The following is a 20794-nucleotide window of genomic DNA, read 5'->3' as shown; positions in this document are numbered from 1 at the left end:
CACCTTCCAAAGCGAACCGATGGGTCGGCGAGCTGAGTGCGGGATTCGATCAGCCGGGTCGCTCCGACGGTTATGGACACAGGGCGTCCTTCCGATCAGGTTGTGGGACTGCGGCTCTGGGGCGTATGAGCAATCGCCGCTGGGTTGTCGTGCGCGGGCTGATAGCAGATCTTTGAAGTGACGTAAGTGGCGACATGCCATCACGATTCGCGAGAATTCAGAGTCGATGTCGCGAAGGATCCACGCGACCTCACGCCAGCCACTGCTCGCGTCCTGCTGCGCCCCATCCGCAATGTCGTGTCGAGGCCACGATAACCCGGACGGCCTGTCAATGGCCATTTGTGGGTGGCTCGGGCGCACTTTCGGTGCATCGGTTCAGCAATCGCGTTGCGGCGCTGATGGTTCCGCTGTAGATGCTGCTGGTGGCTGTGAGTGTGGTGGAGTCGGTGTGCGGGGTGTTGTTCCCGCATCTGTCCGGGGTTCGAGTCGATGGTGTGGAGGCGCGCGGGTCCACGGTTTGGTTCGATGCCCGCACTGACACGGAGACCGCGGCCTGCCCGACGTGCGGGACGACGTCCGGCCGGGTTCATAGCCGATACGTCCGGTATCTGTCCGATCGCAGTGTGGGCGGGCGTGAGGTGCGTATTCGATTGCGGGTGAGGCGATTCCGATGCTCGGACCGGCAGTGCTCCCGGGTGATTTTCGCGGAGCGGCTCGGTGAGCTGGCCGGGTGGTATCAGCGCCGCAGCAGAGTACTCACCTCACTGCTGACCGTGGTCGGGCTAGCACTGGGCGGGCGGGCCGGTCACCGGATGACCCGCCACCTCGCCACGGAGGTGTCGCGGTCCACGCTGCTTCGGCTGGTCCGAGCAATCCCGTTGCCTCAGGTGGGCGCGCTGCCGACCGTCGGCATCGACGACTTCGCCATCCGCCGGGGCCGCGTTTACGGCACGATTATCGTCGATATGGCTACCCGCCAGCCGGTCGATCTGCTCGAGGACCGCACCTCCGACACTGTCGCCGACTGGCTGCGTCAACATCCGGAGGTCCGAGTCGTCTGCCGCGATCGCGGCGGTCCCTACGCTGACGGTGCCAGCCGCGGCGCACCCGCCGCGATCCAGGTCGCAGATCGTTGGCATCTGTTGCACAACCTCACCACAGCGGTTGACCGAGTCGTTCGCGCACATCGTAAATGCCTTGTCCAGCAAGAGGATACACCTGATAGTGAACAGGAACCGGTAACGCCGGAGACTGCGCCTGCGGGCTCGGGTTCCAGGGCCGAGGCGATCCGGCAGCGGTATGCGGACATCCACGAGTTGTTCAACCGTGGTGTGAACATCAGTGTGATCAGCGAGCGATTGCGGCTGGATCGCAAGACCGTCCGACGCTACGTCCAAGCCGACAGCGTCGAGCATTTGCTGGCCCCCGTCGCCAAACGTGGCAGTGCCCTCGATGACCACACGCCTTATCTGCGGCAACGCTGGGACGAGGGATGCACCAACGCGCTGCGCCTGCTCGAAGAGGTGCGGGAGCGAGGCTACACAGGCAGCCATCGGTCGGTGCGGCGGCTGGTGCAAACCTGGCGCGTCGCCACGCCACCAGCTGCGACGAACGCCCCAGCGGCGCCCACACCGCGTGACGTCGCCGGCTGGATGATGCGACCGACGACGGCGCTGTCCGACGACGAAAAACGGCAGCTGCAACAGATTCTGGCCGGTTGCGACACGCTCCGGCAGGTAAACCAGCTCGTCGCCGACTTCGCGGGCATGGTCCGCGAACGCGGCGGCAAACACCTGGACACATGGATCGCCGCCGCCCAGGCCAGCGGTATCAAACAGCTCGCGAGTTTCGCCGATGGGCTGCTCAAAGACTATGATGCTGTCCGCAACGGTCTCACGCTGGAGTGGAGTAGCGGTGCTGTCGAAGGCAACGTTAATCGCGTGAAAATGCTGATGCGGCAAATGTTCGGCAGAGCCAACTTCGACCTTCTTCGCCGCCGTGTTCTTCTGGTCGACTAGCACGCCAGCACCGAAAGTGCGCCAGAGCCACTTTCTCATGGCCACGGACACGGCCCAGCAGCGAACGGCGACAAGCATCGAACGCGCTGATCTTGCTTTCGCCGGTGCAGCGCAGGGGTTCCCATAACGCCGTCCCGGTCGAGAGATCCCAGCCGTGAATGCGGTCGTCCTGATCGACAGCCAGCAGTGCCGAGGCATCGCTGGGCCCTGGGGTCAATACTGCGTCGATGAAAACCGTGGTGTCGAAGAGGTTTTCCAGGATCGGCCGATCCTCGACGAAATCCCACAGCGCAAATGTCGTTGTCAGAGAATCTGTTGGAAACTTCGAGCGCAGAGCGGTGAGCGCGAGCACCGAACCGTCCGGGCCGGTCCCCAATGCCCTGATCGTCGTGTCCTTCGAGATAGCGGGCTCGGCCGGGTCCCGGTCGACCTCGCTAACGAAAGTGCCTGTGCCAGTGGACTTCCAGAGTTCGATCCGAGTGCCGCCGGGGCGAACGCCCACCAGATAGTGTTCACCCGAGGGAAGCACGCCACATGCGATCCTGCGGAATCGACTGTCCAGCATTACCGTTCCGATCCGGCGCCGGGCGGCCATATCGAACAGCCGTACCTCACCTGATATGTCACAGGTCGCGAGGATCGCCCCACCCGGTCCACGTTCGAATCCCAGCGCGGAGATCGGCTGCGCGTGCCGGAAAAAGACCGGCCACGGCTCGCCAGCCGAAGTCGGCGTAATGATCTGCACGGCACCCGACGCGCTGCCGACCGCGATGAGCTGGCCCCCCGACTGCAGACTGCGAGCTCCGGGATGGCTTCGACTCGGTCCGCTTCGGGTGCGCTGTCGGTGTCCAGGTTCCAGATCCGGACGAAACCTTGATCGTCACCGGATGCACCGATCCTCTGGCCGCCGACGACCGTTGGGCGCGCGACTGCGGTTACCTCGTGGTTGTGCCCGTGCAGCACGAGTGTGCGCGCCGATCCGTCGCCGGTGCGCGTCTCGACTCGAACCTGACCGTTGTCGTTTCCATCCGCGAGGATCGAGACCGTGGTCGAGTGCGTCTATCGAAAACATGTCCGACATCCACCGGAGATGAGCGTCGCCTGAATTGAAGGGGTCGCACCAACCCCCACACTGCCCGAGTGTGTACGGCTTCGGGACGGGCAGTTTGTTTACAGGAAACCGTCGCTGCCGCCGAGCAGAAAATCAATGCCACCCAGCGGTGGATCGAAGACCTCGCTAACGAACTCGCCGTCGTGCGCCAACGACACCAGCAAGCCCTTCGATCGCTGGGAGCCGTTCGCGGGCGCGACATCCTGCAAGCCGTCACCGCAGACGACGAGGTGCGCACCCGGTTCGATAGCGCGTTGGACGAGATGGGAATCCAAGCCGCCACCGACAGCACAGACGGAGACGGTGGTCGTGCGGCAGGTGAGCTGATCAGCAAACTCGCGCAACAGGAATGGTCACACACCAGGATCGATCGAACCGGCAGGTAGTCGCAGCACTAGCAGTATCATTTCCTCTACTGAGTTGGAAGTCCGTGAGGACATTCCCTTGTCGGGAATTCCGCGTCTGCCGAAACAGCCTGTGCGGCAAGGCAATACAGCCACTATGTTAAGGGACGGCCTCCCCTATGAAGCATTCGACCATCGGCCCGGACCTATCGTTGTTGCCAGGGTGGCCTGAACTGCTTATCACGACACCGAGTGCACAGCCAGAGCAGAGCTTCGATGCGAGCACGTCACTATCACGCCGCCAAATCCCGTTCATCATGTCCGCCCTGTTGCTTGGCGTGTTCCTGGCCGCGCTCGACCAGAATGTCGTAAGCGTGGCGACTGTGCGCATCGCCAACGGCCTTCACGGTTTTGACCAGCAGGCATGGGCCGCAACCGCATATCTGGTCACCGCCACGATCAGCACGCCCCTGTACGGCAAGCTGGCCGACATCTACGGCCGAAAGCCGTTCTACCTCACCGCGATCAGCATCTTCATTGTCGGCTCGCTTGCGTGTACGTTCGCCACCTCTATGTATGAACTCGCCGGATTCCGCGCCGTTCAGGGTCTGGGCGCTGGTGGTCTGATTTCACTGGCTTTCACCATCATCGTCGAAATTATCCCGGCCCGGGAGCGGGCGCGCTACCAGGGCTACGTCATGATGGTGTTCGGCGTCGCGACTGTGCTGGGCCCAGCGCTGGGCGGCTGGTTTGCCGGCTTCACCAAACTGGGGGGCATCGACGGCTGGCGCTGGGTGTTCCTGGTGAACGTGCCGATCGGCGTCCTCGTACTGGCTGTGGCCGCCCGCGTGCTCAACATCCCTCATAAGCGCCAGAACCATCGACTGGACTGGTTCGGCGCAATCACACTGGCCATCTGCCCGGTGCCGCTGCTGATCGTCGCCGGACAGGGCCGCGACTGGGGGTGGGACTCGCGGATGGCGCTGGTCTGCTACGCCATCGGCATCATCGGACTGCTGCTCTTCATCTTCGCCGAGTACATAATGCGGGATGCCGCACTCATTCCGCTGCGGCTGTTCAAGAGTTCGACCTTCAGCGTGACCATCCTGAGCGGGTTTGCCATCGGTGCGGTCATGTTCGGCTGCATCTCGACAGTTCTCATTTACCTGCAAGTGATGCGCGCACTATCCCCGACTGACGCAGGTCTGCTGATGCTCCCCATCTTCTTCTGCATCATGATCGGCGCCCAGATCGCCGGGCGGATCACCCAGCGCACCGGTCGCTACAAGTCTGTGCTCGTGCTGGGCACCGTCATCGTCGCCAGCAGCACGGTGCTCTACGCCCAGGTACAGTTCGACAGCCCGCTGTGGCAGCCGCTGCTCTTCGGTGCCATCCTCGGCCTCGGACTCGGCTGCTGCACACAGGCAACGATCATCTCGGCCCAGGTCGCCGTCGGCCCTGCGGATATCGGTGTGTCGACCGCTTCAGCCACCTTCTTCCGGCAAATCGGCGCCGTGCTGGGCGTGGCGGGGTTCCTGGCCATCCTATTTAATCCGCTGCCGCGCCTCGCAGAACTGCCGGAAGAGATGAGTGTTCCGACTCTGACCGGATTCACGAACTCCCTGCACGAAGTATTTTACGCGGCCACCGGGGTCGCATTGTTGGCTACGCTCGCAGCGCTGTTTATCCAGGAAACCCCTCTCACGATCTCTGCGACCCGGGATTCAGCGCCGGCGATACCGGTTGAAGAGGACATCGGCCCAATTTCCGGGCATCGCCGCAAGATTGTCGACCGAGTACTCAGCGAACCGGCGATCGACGCAGCCGTGATCCCTGAGATCATGGCGCGGCACGGTTCGGCGCTTATCCAACTCAGAACACCGGACCGGCACACGCGGATTCCAGCATTCCAATTCGATGACACCCGCCAACCTCACCGGATCGTCATTCAGATCAACGAGAGAGTCAACGCCACCCGCAATCCACTGGCCGCGGCCGACTGGTGGTTAGGCACACACGCACTGCTGAATACATCACCCGCATCCCTCCTCGGCAACGGACAAGACGACCACATCTGGAGAGCGCTTCTCGACCAGATCGATCCGAGGTACTGACTTGCCGTTCTCTCCACCACCCGACAGCTATTCCAGCACACCTCACGATGAACACCTCCCCGCAGGGACTGAGCTGTGGAGGGTTCACCCCTCCAAATACGCCAGCACGGCGTTCAACTCCACCCGCACTCACCGCTTCTTCGGCGGCGGCCGCTTCGACGGGACCGATGATGACCCCTACTCGTACATCTATGCCGGGTTTACCAAGGAAACCGCGGTCTGCGAAACTCTTCTTCGCGATGTACCGTTCGAGGCAGATACCCCGAGAATGCTTTTGCCTGACGTCTATGAGCCGCGGAGCTTATCTCGCGTAGTTACCACAACTGATCTGAAACTACTGTCTCTCCGAACTACACCGCATCTCAGCCGTGCATATCAAGACACATGGCTCGTAAATGCTGGTAATCGCGAATACGCTCAAACTAGACACTGGGGACACTGGTACAGATACCATATCACCTGGGCTCAGGGCCTAATTTGGCCATCCAAACGCGACGTCGGAAACAATGCGATCATCCTGTTCGGCGACAGATGCACACCGCACGCACTCTTGGACGGTTCAGAGGCATATGATTTCAACACTGCGGCCGGTAGAGCCGAACTAAGTAGAGTCCTCCAACCACTCACTGCCATCATATAGCCGGCCCTTTGCTGGGGACCAGTAATACGCGATTTGTGGTCAGGTGGACCATTGAGAAACTCAAGATCGACTCCGCACCATCGCAGCCTCGCTGACGCGCTCGACGCATTCGTCGTCCAGCTCCAACGCGAGGTTCTTTTCCGCGTCTGTCCAGCTGTTCGGCATGCACCGCGACCGCACCCCTCACCACCGGCCCAACCACCCTGCACCGAGCCTGTGCACATCGCGCGCGATCACCGCGCGCAGCGCTGTCACCGGATCGCAAGCCTCCACGCTGTGGGAGCACAGCGGCGACCGCGCACGACTGCGCACGGAAATCCGACTCAACACACCGATACCGAGCACGGTGGGCAATCGTCCTCAACAGCACAGCATCCGGCAACCGCCGCTTGCGCGCACCATGGGGCGCCTGGGCTGGTTCGCCGCGCGCCAGACCGAGCTCCTGCCGCCGTTCGGCGCGGCGACTGCCCGACCGATATCCGAGCGCGGTTACCCGCCGCCCGCAGTCCGCCGACACTTAATCACCGATACGGCACCGGAGTTGACGCCGCGACTGCGAATCGACCTGCCGGTGAGTGAACCAGATCGCCCCCGAATTCCGTTCACTGCCGGGTCTGCCTACTCGTAGGTAGACGCCCGTGCAGTAACCCACCTGCACGAACAGGCTGACAACCAGGTAGTGCACCCGACATTCCCACAGCCGCAGCAACTACACATCGATGTCGATCCGGCCTGTCGCTCGCGGCCTCCGGTAAGCGTCGCAAGCGCAGCTGTTTCCGAAGGCTTGTTCGCATACGAAACTGACATGTGCAGCGGCACGCGGAACGCGGACGCCGAACGGCCGGGTGACGAGGAGGAACTCTCATCTCGTCACCCGGCCGCATCGTCAAGGGTGTTGTACTGCATGCCGCTTTGATGTTTCGGCGGCTGTAGCAAGGGCGCTAGTGGTGGAGGGCGCTGAGGGCGGCGTATGCCTGTAGGGCAGCGAAGAAGACGGTGAGCGCGGTGGCCGCTGCCCCTGCTCCGATCAGTATCGACGCTGGGTTGGACTTGGCGTTTGCTTTGGCTATGCAGCCAGCCGCCATGGCGATGTTGAGGGCGCAGGACAGCACCAGGAACAGGGAAACGATCATAAGAGTGGACATGGCCGTGGACGCTGTCTGCCCACGTTGGGCGTCCGGCAAGCGTCGGCTGATCGGAGCTGCATCGAAAGGGTGTCCACCGCATCTGTTCACCTCTATGGTGAGCGGGTGGACGTGCCTGCCGCGTACTTTGGAAGAATGCGCAAACTGGTCGAGTTCCGTGACCAGGGCCTTGACCGAGAACCGTCGAACCGAGCAATCGCCAAGGCTGTCAAGCGGTCTCCCTCTCAAGTCAAGAAATGGCTATACGAGGAAGTGTTGCCAACCGAGCCAGCGGAGATGCTCAAACTGGTCTCGATGGTGCGCAGCGAGGCGACGCGACGCGGCGCGCTCGAAAAGGCACTCGACGATCTGCTCGATGCAGACCGCTGGGCGGAGGCATATCGGGCTGAGATCGAATTGCGGGCAAAGGCTACAGGCCACGATATGCGTGCCGGGCAGGCACGAAAAGCGTTGCAAAACAGCAGACCTGGCATATCGTTGGCGGAGCACTCGGTCGACCCGATTCTTCACCTACGAGTACAGCGGGCGATCGATCTGGCGGCAGCGGCCGATCTGCCAGCCGAGCTGACCCTTTATGTCCGTCGCCAGCACGACGACGACCTGGCTCGAGTTGTGCGTACATGTGTCGACCGCGGGGCTAGCGCAATCGTTGTGCTCGTTGGCGGGTCATCGACTGGAAAGACGCGGGCCTGTTGGGAGGCCGTCCGAGGCTTGGAAACACCTTGGCGGCTTTGGTATCCGACACCTTCTGCGCTCGCCCGAGACATCGGCAACGTCGGCCCGAACACCGTCATCTGGCTTGACGACAACCAAGATCATTTCACGGAGCATATGTGCGAGCGCCTGACCGAGCTCCTCGCCGACCCCACACGCAGCCCGGTTCTGGTTATCGGGACACTGTGGCGGAAAAAATGGCGGACCTTGACTGCGGATCCGCCCGGGGAAGGCCCTGCTGAATTCCCGAATGCCCGTGCGCTGCTCAGCGGCCATGGCATCGAGGTCCCCGGCACGTTCACCCCGCTGCACGAAGCGGACCTGACGGCTGCAGCTCACAGAGACCCTCGTTTGGCTTATGCACTGGATGCGCTTGCCGATGTTCCACGCAAGCAACTCATCCAGTTCCTCGCGGGCGTACCGGTCTTGATCGACCGCTTCCGCCACGGCACCGCACCCGAGACCGCATTGATCGAGGCTGCGATGGATGCCCGTCGGCTAGGTGTCGGACCGGAAATACCGGTCGATTTCTTGGTTGAGGCGGCATGTGGCTACTTCTCCGAAGTCGATTGGCACAGCGTCGCACCAGACTGGTTCCACACTGCTCTGGTTGACGTGTCCTTGCCTGCCAGGGGATTCTTGGGCCCACTCAGCCGCAACAAGCCGCAGACCCTGTCTTCTATCGTGCCCGAAACATATAGTCTGGCACCATATTTAGAACAGTTGGGCAGCATCGAGCGGGCCGCAGCCCTACCTCCGCCCGAATTCTGGAACGCCGCACTTGTTCATCTCGGGCAGGGCGAAGCGTTAGCCCTTTTGGGATCTAGCGCGGATCAACTAGGGCACTCCCGATGGGCCGCTGAGTCATACAAGCAAGCTGTTCGAATAGGAAGTGATCGTGGTGCTTATCTACTCCTCGCGACCATCGCCGACATAGACCCCGACCACATCAGGGCCACAGCAGAATGGCTTACCGCCCATTGCAACTCGACCGATCCCTACGAAATCTACAATCTCGCAGCCGCGCTGCAATCACATGGTCTCGACGACCTCGCACACCCGATCTACGCGCGCGCAGCTGAACACATGTCCTTTGATCGGCCCGACGTCGCGGCGGTGCTGGCAGAGCGCATCCACGAGCTCGGAGTTCGCGAGGTCACTTCAGTTCTACTCGCGCGCCACCCCGGTCACCACATGTCACTGGCGAATCCTCGTGAAGTACACGCACTGCTCCGCCTGTTCCGCGAGATGCAAGCCGACGATGAGCTCGCACCCACTGCCCGCGAACAGTTCACCATCCTTGCCGCAAGGATGGCACGGACCGTCACTCCGGGCACCTCGTTTGATCTGCGGTGGCTCATGGAGTTGGGAGCCGACGCTGAAGTGCGCGACGCCGTGGATAGGATTGTGCGGCAAAACAAGATTCGCGATCTCGTCGATCTATGCCGCGTGATCGAAATGCTGCACGACACTGCCTCCGGCGACAAGCTTGCCGATGTGCTCGGGCCCGGTTTTCCACAAGCAGCAATACTTCACGATGCGAATCCAGACGATTTGTGCCGACTTCTCCGCCTGCTCCGCGATCTCGATGCCGAACAGCAGTTGACGTCACTGATCGATGCCCTCCGGACTCAGACCTCCGATAGGGACAACACGTGGATGGCCAGATTGCACATGATATGCGTCGAACTGCGGGTACCTGCTGACATCATCGCCCGGCTCCCCGCGGACCTGCGAAGCGGCGTTCCCGACCTTTCCGACTCAATCGACCGCAATTGGTACATCGCGGCAATCCTTGCACCGGAGAACCGGAACCGCCGCGCGCGCAGCGTGCAAGAGACCGCCACGGCACTGGTCGACATCCACGATCGTGCAATAGCCGAAGCCATTCTCAACGCCGTCTGGGACGCGGACGGAGACCTTGCAGTGAGCATCCTCGTCGCGGCAGCAGACAGGGTGGAACCCAACGCGACCGGCACGATCGCAATATTGCTAGAAGCCCTGCGCGAGCTCGAACGCGACAGCGATATCACGTCCCTCCTCGCACGCGGCGTCATTCGTGCCGTCGATCTAACGGACCCAGCACAAGTAGCCATCCTGCTGACCGAATTGACAGCCGGAAACCACACTGCCCACCTCACGCAACTGCTGGCTCGGTCCCCGGCCGGGAGCGTTGAACTAACAGACCCCGAAGGTCTCACGCAACTGCTCAACACATTCCATGCCATCGACGCGGAACAACAATTGACGATATTGGCCGGGCGGATAGCCGAAGATACAGAAATCGTCAGTCCGAGCACGCTGCTCCAAATCTTGTGCCTGTTCAGCGAACTCGGCCAGATCGGCCCCTGCCAGAGACTGCTCTCCCGCAAACCTGTCACAAAGCTCGCCATTGGCGATCAGTTATCGCCCTATTTCGGAACAAGGCAACTTCGATGGGTCGCCCCAGAGTTGCTGCAAATGCTAGAGTCGCTCGACGCGACGGACCAGGCAGAAGCGTTTGCAACTCGCCTGGCCACTGAGATCGACCTCAACCGCGCTGGGACCGCTGCCGATATCGCGAACGCACTCAAAGCGAACGGCAAGCACGCACAGTTTTCAGCATTGTCGAGGCGCGCAGCGAATTCCGGGTTTTGGAAGCTGCATCTGAAACTGGAACCCGACTCTGTCAACACATTCCGATACGGTCGTGAACTCGACGGCGCGACCCCGTCGCCATCGTGGGGATGGAACGACCTAACATAAACAACGAATGACGTTCATGGAACCCCGAGTCCGCAGGCCGACGTCAATGTCGACATCCGATGAAGTACCCAAGCCCAACGATGCCGACACGAGCCGAATACGACCGGGTCGCGGCATAGAAAGACGTTCTGCGTGTCGGTCCGTGGGATGGGAACGTCCTCTTGATGCGCTTGTCGGGCTTGGTGTCCTATCGCAGTAGGAGGACGTTCGTGGGTAACGGCAGTGGCTTCTCGCGGGATAATCGCAACCGAAACGACCGCCTGGCGCGGCTTCGGGCGCTGGTTCCGATCATCGTTTACGCCATCGTCGGGATCGATCTGGCGATCGCAATCAGACGGTGGTAGGGACCGATCACGACTCGAAAGTCGTGGCACGCAGAATATTCCGATGCCGCGTCTGGGATCTGGGTGCCGCGTTGGATTGGGCAGCCCAGCGGGCAGCCGCCGCCCGGTTCGCGGGGGTAACGGTGGCGGGTGCTGGGCCAGCTCGCCGCGGACCGCGGGATGGCGTTGGTGTGTATCGAGTGACCTGTCACCAGCCGTCGATGACCTCGTGGTCGCGCCACGCCGAGGACCTCACCTGCCATAAAACCAACGAGACGGATGCGGTGCTGATCGTGCGGCTAACCGCCTCGGTTGCGTTGCTATGTTCCCGAACCGGTCGATGAGACTTGAGGTCGGTTGCTGCATCTCCGCGACGCCAGCTTCGAACCCAGATCGTGCGCAAACGTCAACGCCGATTGAACGGGGTGGAGAATATGGTGTTGTCGCTGTCGGCCAAGGGCCTCACCCACGGCGAGATCTCGGCGCATCTGCGCGAGGTCTATGGCGCCGAGGTCTATAAACAGACCATCTCGGTGATCACCGACATCAAGGGGTACGGTCACCCCGCTGGGGTCCGGCGGCGAACCCCGCCTTGGTTCACCCGTGAAGCCAGGCGAACCAAGGCGATGACCCAAGGTCCACATTCGTGGACCACGATTCTCAACTGAATGATCTCGTCCGGGTTGTGATGCGAATCAGTTCCACTGTCTCGGACCCCACGACCCACGATATTCAAGGAAGCTGCAGGTCAGCCGCATACACAAGGTTGGGGATATGGGCCAGTTCCCCCTCCGGACACGACCAATACGCCCACGGGCTGTTGTGGATCGGCTTGGGCTGTCACCCTTCGTGTGGCGTGGTTGTAGGTGAGTTTCAGGCCGAGTTGTTTATAGAGCTCCAGGTTCTCCGCCGGATCGGCGGTACGAATCACTTTCACCAGGCCGCCGAGCGAATCGATGAAGTCTGCGGCGAGTCACGACCGGCCGGTCGACTTCGGGCCGCGGGAGGCCAGTCGTAGCCGAACCCACCGCCGAGGAGATCACCGCAGCTGAACGCCGTGTCCCGGCACTGTTCGAGCGAGCCGACCGGAAGCTGCGGGAATAGCAGGGCGGTGGGCAGTGAAATCGGCCGCGCTTCCCGAGTTTGCGGGCCAGGTCGCAGCTAGGGACACGCGGGACCGGCGCGCTATCCCCGTTCGGTCAGGGACGCGATCAGCGGGAACTTGGTGCGGAGGGTGATCGCCGTAGCCGGGGTGGGGTCTGGGTTCTCGATGGTCAACTCGAACCGCCGCATGATGGTCGACAGCGCGAGTTGCAGTTCCATCATCGCGAACGCGTTGCCGATGCAGAGGTGTCCACCCGCACCGAAGGGCAGGTAGACGTTCCGGTCACGAGCGGCGACGGCGTCGGCTGCGAAGCGGTCCGGGTCGAAGGTGTCCGGCTGATCCCAAACCTCGGGATTGCGGTGCGCGTGATAGTAACTGAACATCACCGGAGTGCCTGCCGGGATGAGGTGGCCTCCGATCTCATCGGCCTCGCGGGCGCGGCGTTGTCCCATCCACACCGGTGGCATCAGCCGCAACACCTCCTCTATCACCTGCTTGTTGTAGACCAACGAGGGCAGGTCGGTCATGGTGGCGTGGCCGCCGGGCAAGGCGGTATCGACGTCATCACGCAGCCGCTCACCCACCTCCGGATGTAGTTGCAGGAGCAGAATGGCCGATGTCAGTGCCGAGGAGCTGGTTTCGTGACCGGCGAAGAGCATGGTGACGACCTCGTCGCGCAACTCTTTGTCGGTGAAGTTCTTGCCGGTCTCGGCGTCGGTGGCGTTCATCAGCATGGCCAGCAATCCGCCATTGTCGTTGTCGCGGAGCTGATCGATCACCGAGTAGATGATGGCATCCATCTCGCCGATCGCCCGCCAGAAGCGGCGGTGGCTCGGAGTCGGAAACTGCAAGGGGATCAACGGCATCCGGATGAACTTTCCCAGTTCGTCGTTCACCCGCTGTGTGGCGCTGCAGAAGCCGGTCACCTCCGGTCCGTGTGGATCCATCCCGAACAGAGCCCGCACCACGATTCGCAATGTGAGCTGGCTCATCTGCTCGCCGACATCGATCGTTCGGCCGGCTCGGGCGTGTTCGGCCCATTCGTCGCACATGGCGTCGATCTCGGCCACCATGATCTCGCTGAGCGTGTTGATCTTCTTGTGGTGAAAGGCGGGTTGCACGAGGCGTCGGTTACGTCGCCACTTGTCGTGGTCAGCGTTGGTCGCGAGCCCGCGGCCCGCGAACGGCTCCAGGATGTTGTACATCTCGGTCTCGCGAGTGAAGTTCACCATGCGTTCCTGCAAGATGTACTTGATGTGGTAAATCCGAGGGCGCAGAACTTGCCACGGTTGGCAAATGCGCCCGAAAACGACTGGCTGCGGTTCGGCCGGTGCTCGCCGTGGAAAACCGGACACCCAGACGGACAAAGCAATTCGCGACGTCTCCCTCGCGGTCGCCGCAGCAGCATTGACGTTGACACACTCCCATGCTTTCGACGTCGGCTTGCTGACCCAACAGGTCACAGACCGTGCCAAGAACCCTGCACGGTTCCGCTGGTCGCTGTACTCGTCGCAGCCGCCGTAGTCGGGCTGATAGCCCAAGCGTTCGGCGCATCCACCGAACGAATCGTGCTGGCGGTCGAGTAGCAGTCCTGGCCGCGTCCCATGCGAACCCTGGCCCGTCAGCGGGTCAACAATCGCCGCAGCCCTTGGCTCACCGCGCATAACACCCACCGCAGCGAATACCGTAAAGCGCACGCACCCAACCCCTTCGACCCCGCTACCCGGCACCGCGCGCAGCACACGAAACAAGATCGCGACGGAATGCGGCCCACCTGGAGCCGAGCGCACGATCGGCGTGTGCTCGGGGCGTCGGCGGACCGCCTTCCACGCGGGCGCGAACGACGGCGAGTTCGAACGCAGTAACTGAAACCGAAACCCCCAGTGCGCCAACGGCACTGGGGGTATGGTGATACCTCGCTGCCGTAGTCTCATGCCAGCGGAGAGCCCATGCGCGTCGAGGGAGCGACCGCCACCGCCCGATGCGCCGTCGCTCCATGATCCGTTAGCGATTCATCACCGGTTGCCGATTAACCCCGGCATTCGAGTCGTGACCTCCACCGGCAGAGCGCAGGGTGCCGACCAGACACAGCACTGCACCGAGAGCGACCCAAGCGGCCAGCACGATCACGGCGTGGGTGGCGCCGCGGCCGTCGAAGAAGGCGGTCGACCGCAGCAACCGGCCACCGGCCCCGGGCGGCAGCAATTGGCCGAACGCACCCGACCATCCGGGCAGCATCTCGGGTGCGGTCGCCGTCCCTGAGAGGGGGTTGCCGACGAGCATCATGACCACCGCGCCGATCCCGATTCCGGCGTATCCGAGCAGTGATTCCAGCCCGAGAACGGTCAGCGAGGTGGCCGCGATGGCCAGGCCGATGGCACCGGCATTGGCCAGGTAGGACCCGCTCAGTGAGCCGAGCCAGTACTGCAGAATCGCCGCCACCGCCATGCCGCCGGTAACCGCGAAGGAGAGTGCGCCGGTGACCCGCCGGATGGTGCCGTGCGCGAGTCTGGTCAGCAGCACGGCGGCCAGTAGACCGCCCATGACAAGTGGCAGCGCACCCGCTGCTAGCCCGGCGCCGCGTGGATCGTCGGCGGGCAGGGCGGCGAGATCGCGGACAGCGATCGGGGTGCTGGTCCCGCCCGCCTGGCTGAGGCCGGTCGCCATGGCCTGCAGCGTCTGGGCGACCGAGGTGCTCGCGGCGGAAGCAACGATGACCTGTGGCGTGCCGGAACTGAGGTCGATCGCCCCGTATACCTGCCGGTCGCTGATGAGTTGTTCAGCAGCCGCTGTGTCGTGGACCGTGGTGATCTCGAAACCGCCCGGCAGCCGTTGTTCCAGTGCGGTGCGGATCTGCGCGACGGCGGTGGGCGGCCCGGCGACGGCGATCGGCACATCGTGAACCGACGAGCGCGCCGATGGCCAGGCGAAGGCGACGAGCAGGACGCCGACGATCGCGGTGAGCACGACGACGGTTCCCGCCACCAGTGCCCATCGGGACGCAGGTACGGCGGTGGCGGAGGGCGCCGGGGGGTTCATGTCTACTCCTCGAAAGATGGGGCCGCGACCGGTGCTCATCGCAGGGTGAGCGGGGTCTCGGTGTCGATGTGGGTCAGCTTCTGCGGGTTGCGGACGTAGTAGAGGCCGGTGATGAAGGCGTCCTCGACGCGCAGCGCGATGACGCCGTCGAGTTCCCCGTCGACGTGCAGAGCCAGGGCAGGGCCACCGTTGACCGCGGTCGGCTCGACAGTGAGCGTGACGCCCCGTTTGGTGAGGCCGCCGACGATGAAGCGGGCCACCTTGTCGGCGCCGACAACGGGCCGGGGCGTGGCCTGTTTGATGCCGCCGCCGTCGCTGATCGCCACCACGTCGGAGGCGAGCACGTTGATTAAACCCTGCAGATCCCGGGTTTCGAGAGCCTGCTGGAAGGCCGTGAGAGCCACTTCGGTCTGTCGCGCGGACACAGTGCGACGTGGGCGGCGCGCCTCGACGTGCCGGCGGGCGCGGTGGGCGATCTGGTGCACGGCGGCGGTGGTCTTGTCGACCGCCGCCGCGATCTCGTCGTAGCCGATCCCGAACGCCTCACGTAGCACGAAGACCGCTCGTTCGGTCGGGGTCAGCGTCTCGAGGACGAGCATCAGCGCCATCGACACGCTTTCGGAGAGTTCGACATCGGCGGCCACATCCGGCGTGGTGAGCAGCGGTTCCGGCAGCCACGAGCCCACGTAGGACTCCCGGCGGCGCTTCATCGAGCGCAGCCGGTTGAGAGCCTGCCTGGTGGTGATCCGAACCAGGTAGGCGCGTGGATCGTCCACGTGCGCCGCATCGATGCCGACCCAGCGCAGCCACGTTTCCTGCAGGACGTCGTCGGTGTCGGCCACCGAACCGAGCATCTCGTAGGCGACGGTGAACAGCAGTTTGCGGTGCGCGAGAAACGCTTCGGTCGCCTCGACAGTGGCGTGGTCGCCACTGCGGCCCGTCCGCCGCCCCTCTGGTTCGTATTTGATGTTCATGGAGTTCTCCCAGGTCGGTCGTCGGGCCCCGGCAACCGGACGGCGATCGGTGATTTCGGTGTCACTGAGCGATCGGTGCCGGCGCGTTGTCGCGCTGGGCCTGCAGCAGCATCGGCCGGTGCTTACCGTCCTTGAACCAGCGGTGTGAGCCGGGCTTGTGCGCTTCGGTCGCCAGGTGCTTGATGCCTGCCGAGCAGGCGAATTCCTTGAGCTTCCTGCCTGCGAAGCCGCTGAAGTACAGCCGCATCGCGGTGTCGTCCTTGTGGCCGAGCTGGTAGATCCCAGCATCGCGCCCGAAGCTCAGGCACATGGCGGGGAACGACAGATCGATCGGCGAGGCCTGTTCACCCGCGATCCGGTGCAGCACTGTGTCGGCGGCGTGCGCTCCCAGACAGTACGCGGTATAGGCGCTCATCCGGAACGGCAAGGCAGACGGCGCCGACGAGTCGCCCGCCGCGACAATGCGCTCATCGTCGACGCTGGTCAGCGTCTCGTCAGTGAGCAGTCGCCCGGCGACATCGGTGCGCAATCCGCTGCGGCTGGCCAAGTCGGGCACCCCGAAACCAGCCGTCCAGATCGTGACTTCACTCGCCAGCGTCCGGCCGTCGCCGAGTTCCACGGCCTCCCGTGTCACCGCGGTGACCGCCGCATCGGGGCCTTCGACGACGTTCACCCCCAGCTTGGCGAAGTACTTGCGGGCCGTGCGGCGAGCCTTCGGGTGCAGGTACGGACCGAGCACCCCGCCACAGACCAGGGTGACGCTGCGGCCCTGCTCGGCCAGCTCCGCAGCGGTCTCGATCCCGGTCGGTCCGCCCCCGATCACCGTCACCGCCGCCGTCATGGGCGTATCGAAGAGCACCGACCGCAGCCGCTGCGCCGCCTCCAGAGTCGCGATCGGGTACGCGAACTCGGCCGCACCCGGCACTCGCGGCCCGGCATTGCCGCTGCCGACCGCGTAGATCAGGTAGTCGTAGCCGATCGTGCCGCCCTCGGCCAGTGTCACGCTGCGCTCGGTCGCGTCGATCCGCGTCACGCTATCGACGACCAGCCGGACACCGCCGGCCAGGATTTCGGTGTAGTCGACGACCGCGTCGTGAGTGCCGCCCACCAGTTGGTGCAGACGCAACCGCGGGACGAAGACAGACCGCGGATTGATCACTGTCACCGTCACACCGTCGCGCTGTGTCAAGCGATTGGCCGCCATCACCCCGGCGTATCCGCCGCCGATCACGACCACATCGATGTTCTTGTCCATGGTGTCTCCTTCGTTCCGAGCGGGTCGAATACAAGACACCGGACCGACTGGATTCCTGACAGTCTGTGAGGTAGATCACTCCGGCCGTGGTCCCGTTCCCATAATTCGGCACACGGTCCCGACCGTCGAGCGGCACTCGATCCGCTCGCGAGTGGCAGCACTAAACACACCGTCGGCAAGCGCCGCGAACCACCCAGAGTGATCCATACGCGGAGTCGTCGATGCGGCCGACGATCATGTCCAGACACGACTGGGTGTCGAGCTGGACCGGCTGCTCGACTATCGGCAAGCGACGACGGTGTCCGCCGTGATCGCGATTCGTCCGACTGGTCCACCTCGGTCGGTTCGCGAGCCAGTACCGGGCCCGATTCGGGGAACTGCCGTCCGAAACGGGGCGGCACCACGGACCGGCCGTAGATCAGGGTCTCGGCAGTCCCAGCTGAGCGCAGACCAGCAGCGCTACCTCGATGTCGAGGCGGTGCTCGGTGAGTGAATGGCCCAGCAGCTCTTCGACTTTGCGCACCCGGTAGTGGACGGTGTTCTTGTGTACGTGCAGCCGGGCGGCGGCGTCGGTGTAGCTGCCGCGGGTATCGAGGAAGACGCGGACGGTCTCGCGTAGACGCGCCGAAGTCTCGTCCTCGTCCATCAGTGCCCCCAGCACCCGGCGGGCCCACGCCTGCACCTCGGGGACGCGCTCGGCCAGCAGGCCGGACAGCGCCACCTCGGAGTACACGGTGAGTCCGTGGGCGCGCTTGGTCACCGCGACGGTGCGGGCACTCTGGGCGTCGTGGAACGTCCGGCGGAAACCGTCCAGGCCCGTGGCCGGATCACCCACGGCCAAAGACAGATTCGGGTGCGAGCGCAGCGCGTGGCCCAGGTGCTCGGTGTCGAGCCCCGGGCGGCGGGTCGAGGTGATCCAGACCCAGCGGGTGTGGTCGTCGACGTCCACCACCATCGGTGTCATGCCGGTCGCGGCGGCCAGCAGGCTCACACCGGCACGCAGGACCGCGGTCGGTTCGGGGGTGGCGGGCGGGGTCCACAGCAGCATGAACTGGTGCCAGCCGCGCAGTGAGGCGGACAGCATCTGCTCGGCCGAGGCCAGGTCCAGGTCTTCGGCGTCGAGTACCGCGCGCACCTGCGCGGCGCGGGCGGCGTCGGTGCGTGCGTCCCAGCGGCGGCGTTCGTTGTCGTAGATGTCGATCAGGCCCTCGATCACCTGGTCGATGTAGCTGTTCACCAAGCCCGCGATGCGGGCGGCGGTGGCCATGGCGACGTCGGTGGGCGGATGCAGTTCGGTCAGCAGGGTCATCGTCCACTGCACGAACATGTTCTCCCCCAGCCGGTATGCGCGCAGCAGCGCGGGCAGGGACAGATCGTGCTGGGCGAAGCGGCGGGCGTATTCGGCGGCGGCCGGGGGCACGGTGATGTCGTCGAGGCCGATGGCCAGGGTGAGCATGTCCAGGATCGCGGCGAGGTTGGATTCGGTGCTGGCCACCATGAGCCGGCGGATCTCGTCGTCGTGCCGGAATTCGGGGATGTACTCGACGAACATCGAGGTCATGGTGGGCGACAGCCGGTCCAGATCCGCCTTGATCCGGCCCGCCACCTCACGCACGAGGGGATCGTTCTCGAGAGCCATGGGCGCAGACAGTACCCGGCGCACCGGCCGATCAGCGCCGTTTGTGCTCGTGACACAACAGGTCCGCCCAACGCTGGGCCGCGGGCCCGTAGCCGGGGTGGAAGGCGCGCCATAACGTGAGTGATGTAAGCCAGGTCACATCAGACATCGGTAGGAATCATGCGCCATATCGCCGACTTGCCCGACGCCCGAGCGGCTTCCGACCCACACGCGCCCTGCGTGGCCGACGACACCACCACGCTGAGCAATGCCGAGTTCCGGGACCGGGTCCACGCCGCCGGCGCGGTGCTGCACGGTGCGGGGGTGCGCGCGGGCGATGTGGTCGCCGTCGTACTGGCCAATCGGGTGGAACTGGTGGTGGCGTTGTTCGCGGCCTGGCGGTTGGGGGCGGCGCTGACTCCGGTGAATCCGGGTCTCACCGACGACGACATCCTTTACCAGACAACCGATTCGGGTGCGACGGTGGTAATCGGCGACACCGCCCGCGCCGGTGTCACCCTCGATGTCGCCGCCTTGTCGCGGAGCGAGAGCCATGCTCCCGTCCCGGTGGCCGAGACCGACGGCAGCGACCTGGCGCTGATCATCTACACCAGCGGAACCACCGGCAGGCCGAAAGGCGTTCTCCTGGACCACGACAACCTCGCGGCCATGTGCACGATGATCATCGACGCGCTCGGTCTGGACGAGACCGACCACAGCCTGCTGGTGCTGCCGCTGTTCCATGTCAACGGAATCGTGGTCAGCGTGCTGTCGCCGCTGCTCGTCGGTGCGCGCACGACCATCGCGGGAAGGTTCTCCGCGACAGCGTTTTCCGGCCTCGTGGAACGCGTGCGGCCGACCTACTTCTCCGCGGTCCCAGCCATCTACGCCATGCTGGTCGCGCTGCCCGAGGGGCCACGCCCCGGCTTCGAGTCGCTGCGGGTCGCGATCTGCGGTGCGGCCCCCATGCCCGCGGAGCTGATCGCCCGCTTCGAGCACCGGTACGGGGTGCCGATCGTGGAGGGCTACGGCCTGTCGGAGGGCACCTGCGCCTCCACCCTCAATCCCGTTGCGGGCCCGCGTAAGCCAGGTACGGTCGGGCGGCCGTTGCCCGGTCAGACCGTCACGATCGTCGATCCCGGCGGCACACCGGTCGCCGCGGGCGAACTCGGCGAGGTGGTAATCGCGGGTCCGAACGTGATGCGCGGCTACCTCGGCAAGTCGGAAGAGACCGCGAAGACCGTGGTGGACGGCCGGTTACACACCGGCGATGTCGGCCATTTCGACGCCGACGGCTATCTGGTCCTGATCGACCGGATCAAGGACATGATCATCCGGGGCGGAGAGAACCTGTACCCCAAGGAGATCGAGAACGCGCTGTACCTGCACCCGGCGGTCCACGAGGCCGCGGTGGTCGGAATCCCGGATCCGGTGCTGGGTGAGGTACCCGTCGCGCACGTGGTGCCCGCCCCCGGCGCGGCGGTCACCGCCGAACAGCTCACCGCCCACTGCCGGGGCGTCCTGGCTGCGTTCAAAGTGCCGGTCGCGATCGTGCTCACCGGCGAGATGCCGCGCAACCCGGTCGGCAAGATCGACAAGAAACGGCTGCGAGCGCTGGCCGCGCGCGTCTGAGGCCCTTGCGCCACACA

Annotated in this window: 13 protein-coding genes and 1 pseudogene; 6 read left to right on the top strand and 8 right to left on the bottom strand. The window is 64.1% G+C overall.

Features of this window, described 5'->3' with window-relative positions; genetic code table 11:
• Window positions 1-413: 413 nt before the first annotated feature.
• Window positions 414-2018: an ISL3 family transposase gene (locus ACQP1T_RS20335; protein ID WP_433754631.1), complete on the top strand. Its 1605-nt coding sequence runs from the start codon at window positions 414-416 to the stop codon at window positions 2016-2018.
• Here the strand turns inward: ACQP1T_RS20335 and ACQP1T_RS20330 are convergent.
• Both ACQP1T_RS20330 and ACQP1T_RS20325 read right to left on the bottom strand, forming a co-directional pair.
• Window positions 1933-2763: a hypothetical protein gene (locus tag ACQP1T_RS20330; protein ID WP_433754630.1), complete on the bottom strand. Its 831-nt coding sequence runs from the start codon at window positions 2761-2763 to the stop codon at window positions 1933-1935. The two genes, ACQP1T_RS20335 and ACQP1T_RS20330, sit on opposite strands and share 86 nt — an antisense overlap.
• A gap of 425 nt (window positions 2764-3188) precedes the next feature.
• A complete protein-coding gene (locus ACQP1T_RS20325; RefSeq protein ID WP_433754629.1) occupies window positions 3189-3473 on the bottom strand; it encodes a hypothetical protein in 285 nt (94 codons plus the stop codon).
• A 179-nt stretch (window positions 3474-3652) separates the two neighbouring features.
• Between ACQP1T_RS20325 and ACQP1T_RS20320 the strand changes: the two genes are divergently transcribed.
• Both ACQP1T_RS20320 and ACQP1T_RS20315 read left to right on the top strand, forming a co-directional pair.
• On the top strand, window positions 3653-5587 hold the full coding sequence (locus ACQP1T_RS20320; protein ID WP_433754628.1) for an MDR family MFS transporter: 1935 nt from the start codon (window positions 3653-3655) through the stop codon (window positions 5585-5587).
• Window position 5588: 1 nt separating this feature from the next.
• Window positions 5589-6227, top strand: a complete 639-nt coding sequence (locus ACQP1T_RS20315; protein ID WP_433754627.1) for an RES family NAD+ phosphorylase — start codon at window positions 5589-5591, stop codon at window positions 6225-6227.
• Between the two features lie 941 nt (window positions 6228-7168).
• Here the strand turns inward: ACQP1T_RS20315 and ACQP1T_RS20310 are convergent.
• Complete coding sequence (locus ACQP1T_RS20310; RefSeq protein WP_433754626.1) at window positions 7169-7372, bottom strand: hypothetical protein; 204 nt, start codon at window positions 7370-7372, stop codon at window positions 7169-7171.
• A 105-nt stretch (window positions 7373-7477) separates the two neighbouring features.
• On the opposite strand from ACQP1T_RS20310, the gene ACQP1T_RS20305 reads away from it, so the two are divergent.
• Window positions 7478-10831 carry a hypothetical protein gene (locus tag ACQP1T_RS20305; protein ID WP_433754625.1) on the top strand — a complete coding sequence of 1118 codons (3354 nt, stop codon included), beginning with the start codon at window positions 7478-7480 and terminating at the stop codon, window positions 10829-10831.
• A gap of 715 nt (window positions 10832-11546) precedes the next feature.
• Window positions 11547-11699, top strand: a pseudogene (locus tag ACQP1T_RS20300) (transposase); the annotation flags it as partial.
• Window positions 11700-12339: 640 nt separating this feature from the next.
• Here the strand turns inward: ACQP1T_RS20300 and ACQP1T_RS20295 are convergent.
• From ACQP1T_RS20295 to ACQP1T_RS20275, 5 genes are all read right to left on the bottom strand, one after another.
• Window positions 12340-13923: a cytochrome P450 gene (locus ACQP1T_RS20295; RefSeq protein WP_433762274.1), complete on the bottom strand. Its 1584-nt coding sequence runs from the start codon at window positions 13921-13923 to the stop codon at window positions 12340-12342.
• Window positions 13924-14263: 340 nt separating this feature from the next.
• Window positions 14264-15298: a hypothetical protein gene (locus ACQP1T_RS20290; protein ID WP_433754624.1), complete on the bottom strand. Its 1035-nt coding sequence runs from the start codon at window positions 15296-15298 to the stop codon at window positions 14264-14266.
• Window positions 15299-15333: 35 nt separating this feature from the next.
• Window positions 15334-16272 carry an RNA polymerase sigma-70 factor gene (locus tag ACQP1T_RS20285; protein ID WP_433754623.1) on the bottom strand — a complete coding sequence of 313 codons (939 nt, stop codon included), beginning with the start codon at window positions 16270-16272 and terminating at the stop codon, window positions 15334-15336.
• A gap of 61 nt (window positions 16273-16333) precedes the next feature.
• Window positions 16334-17527: an NAD(P)/FAD-dependent oxidoreductase gene (locus ACQP1T_RS20280; protein WP_433754622.1), complete on the bottom strand. Its 1194-nt coding sequence runs from the start codon at window positions 17525-17527 to the stop codon at window positions 16334-16336.
• A 418-nt stretch (window positions 17528-17945) separates the two neighbouring features.
• A complete protein-coding gene (locus ACQP1T_RS20275) occupies window positions 17946-19166 on the bottom strand; it encodes a helix-turn-helix domain-containing protein (RefSeq protein WP_433754621.1) in 1221 nt (406 codons plus the stop codon).
• A gap of 159 nt (window positions 19167-19325) precedes the next feature.
• Here ACQP1T_RS20275 and ACQP1T_RS20270 point away from each other — a divergent pair, with 159 nt between their 5' ends.
• Entirely contained in the window at window positions 19326-20777 is a 1452-nt protein-coding gene (locus tag ACQP1T_RS20270) for a class I adenylate-forming enzyme family protein (protein WP_433754620.1), read from the top strand.
• Window positions 20778-20794 lie beyond the last annotated feature (17 nt).

The organism is Nocardia sp. CA-135398 (genome assembly GCF_050955845.1).
In the GTDB taxonomy this organism is placed as follows: Bacteria; Actinomycetota; Actinomycetes; order Mycobacteriales; family Mycobacteriaceae; genus Nocardia.
Note: the sequence above shows the minus strand (reverse complement) of the source record. Positions and strands in the feature narration are given on the sequence as shown.

Coding starts and splice junctions, on each gene's coding strand:
- ACQP1T_RS20280 (WP_433754622.1), bottom strand. CDS start 17,527: ATGGACAAGAACATCGATGTGGTCGTGATCGGCGGCGGATACGCCGGG.
- ACQP1T_RS20285 (WP_433754623.1), bottom strand. CDS start 16,272: ATGAACATCAAATACGAACCAGAGGGGCGGCGGACGGGCCGCAGTGGC.
- ACQP1T_RS20270 (WP_433754620.1), top strand. CDS start 19,326: ATGCGCCATATCGCCGACTTGCCCGACGCCCGAGCGGCTTCCGACCCA.
- ACQP1T_RS20310 (WP_433754626.1), bottom strand. CDS start 7,372: ATGTCCACTCTTATGATCGTTTCCCTGTTCCTGGTGCTGTCCTGCGCC.
- ACQP1T_RS20290 (WP_433754624.1), bottom strand. CDS start 15,298: ATGAACCCCCCGGCGCCCTCCGCCACCGCCGTACCTGCGTCCCGATGG.
- ACQP1T_RS20295 (WP_433762274.1), bottom strand. CDS start 13,923: ATGCGCGGTGAGCCAAGGGCTGCGGCGATTGTTGACCCGCTGACGGGC.
- ACQP1T_RS20320 (WP_433754628.1), top strand. CDS start 3,653: ATGAAGCATTCGACCATCGGCCCGGACCTATCGTTGTTGCCAGGGTGG.
- ACQP1T_RS20275 (WP_433754621.1), bottom strand. CDS start 19,166: ATGGCTCTCGAGAACGATCCCCTCGTGCGTGAGGTGGCGGGCCGGATC.
- ACQP1T_RS20335 (WP_433754631.1), top strand. CDS start 414: ATGCTGCTGGTGGCTGTGAGTGTGGTGGAGTCGGTGTGCGGGGTGTTG.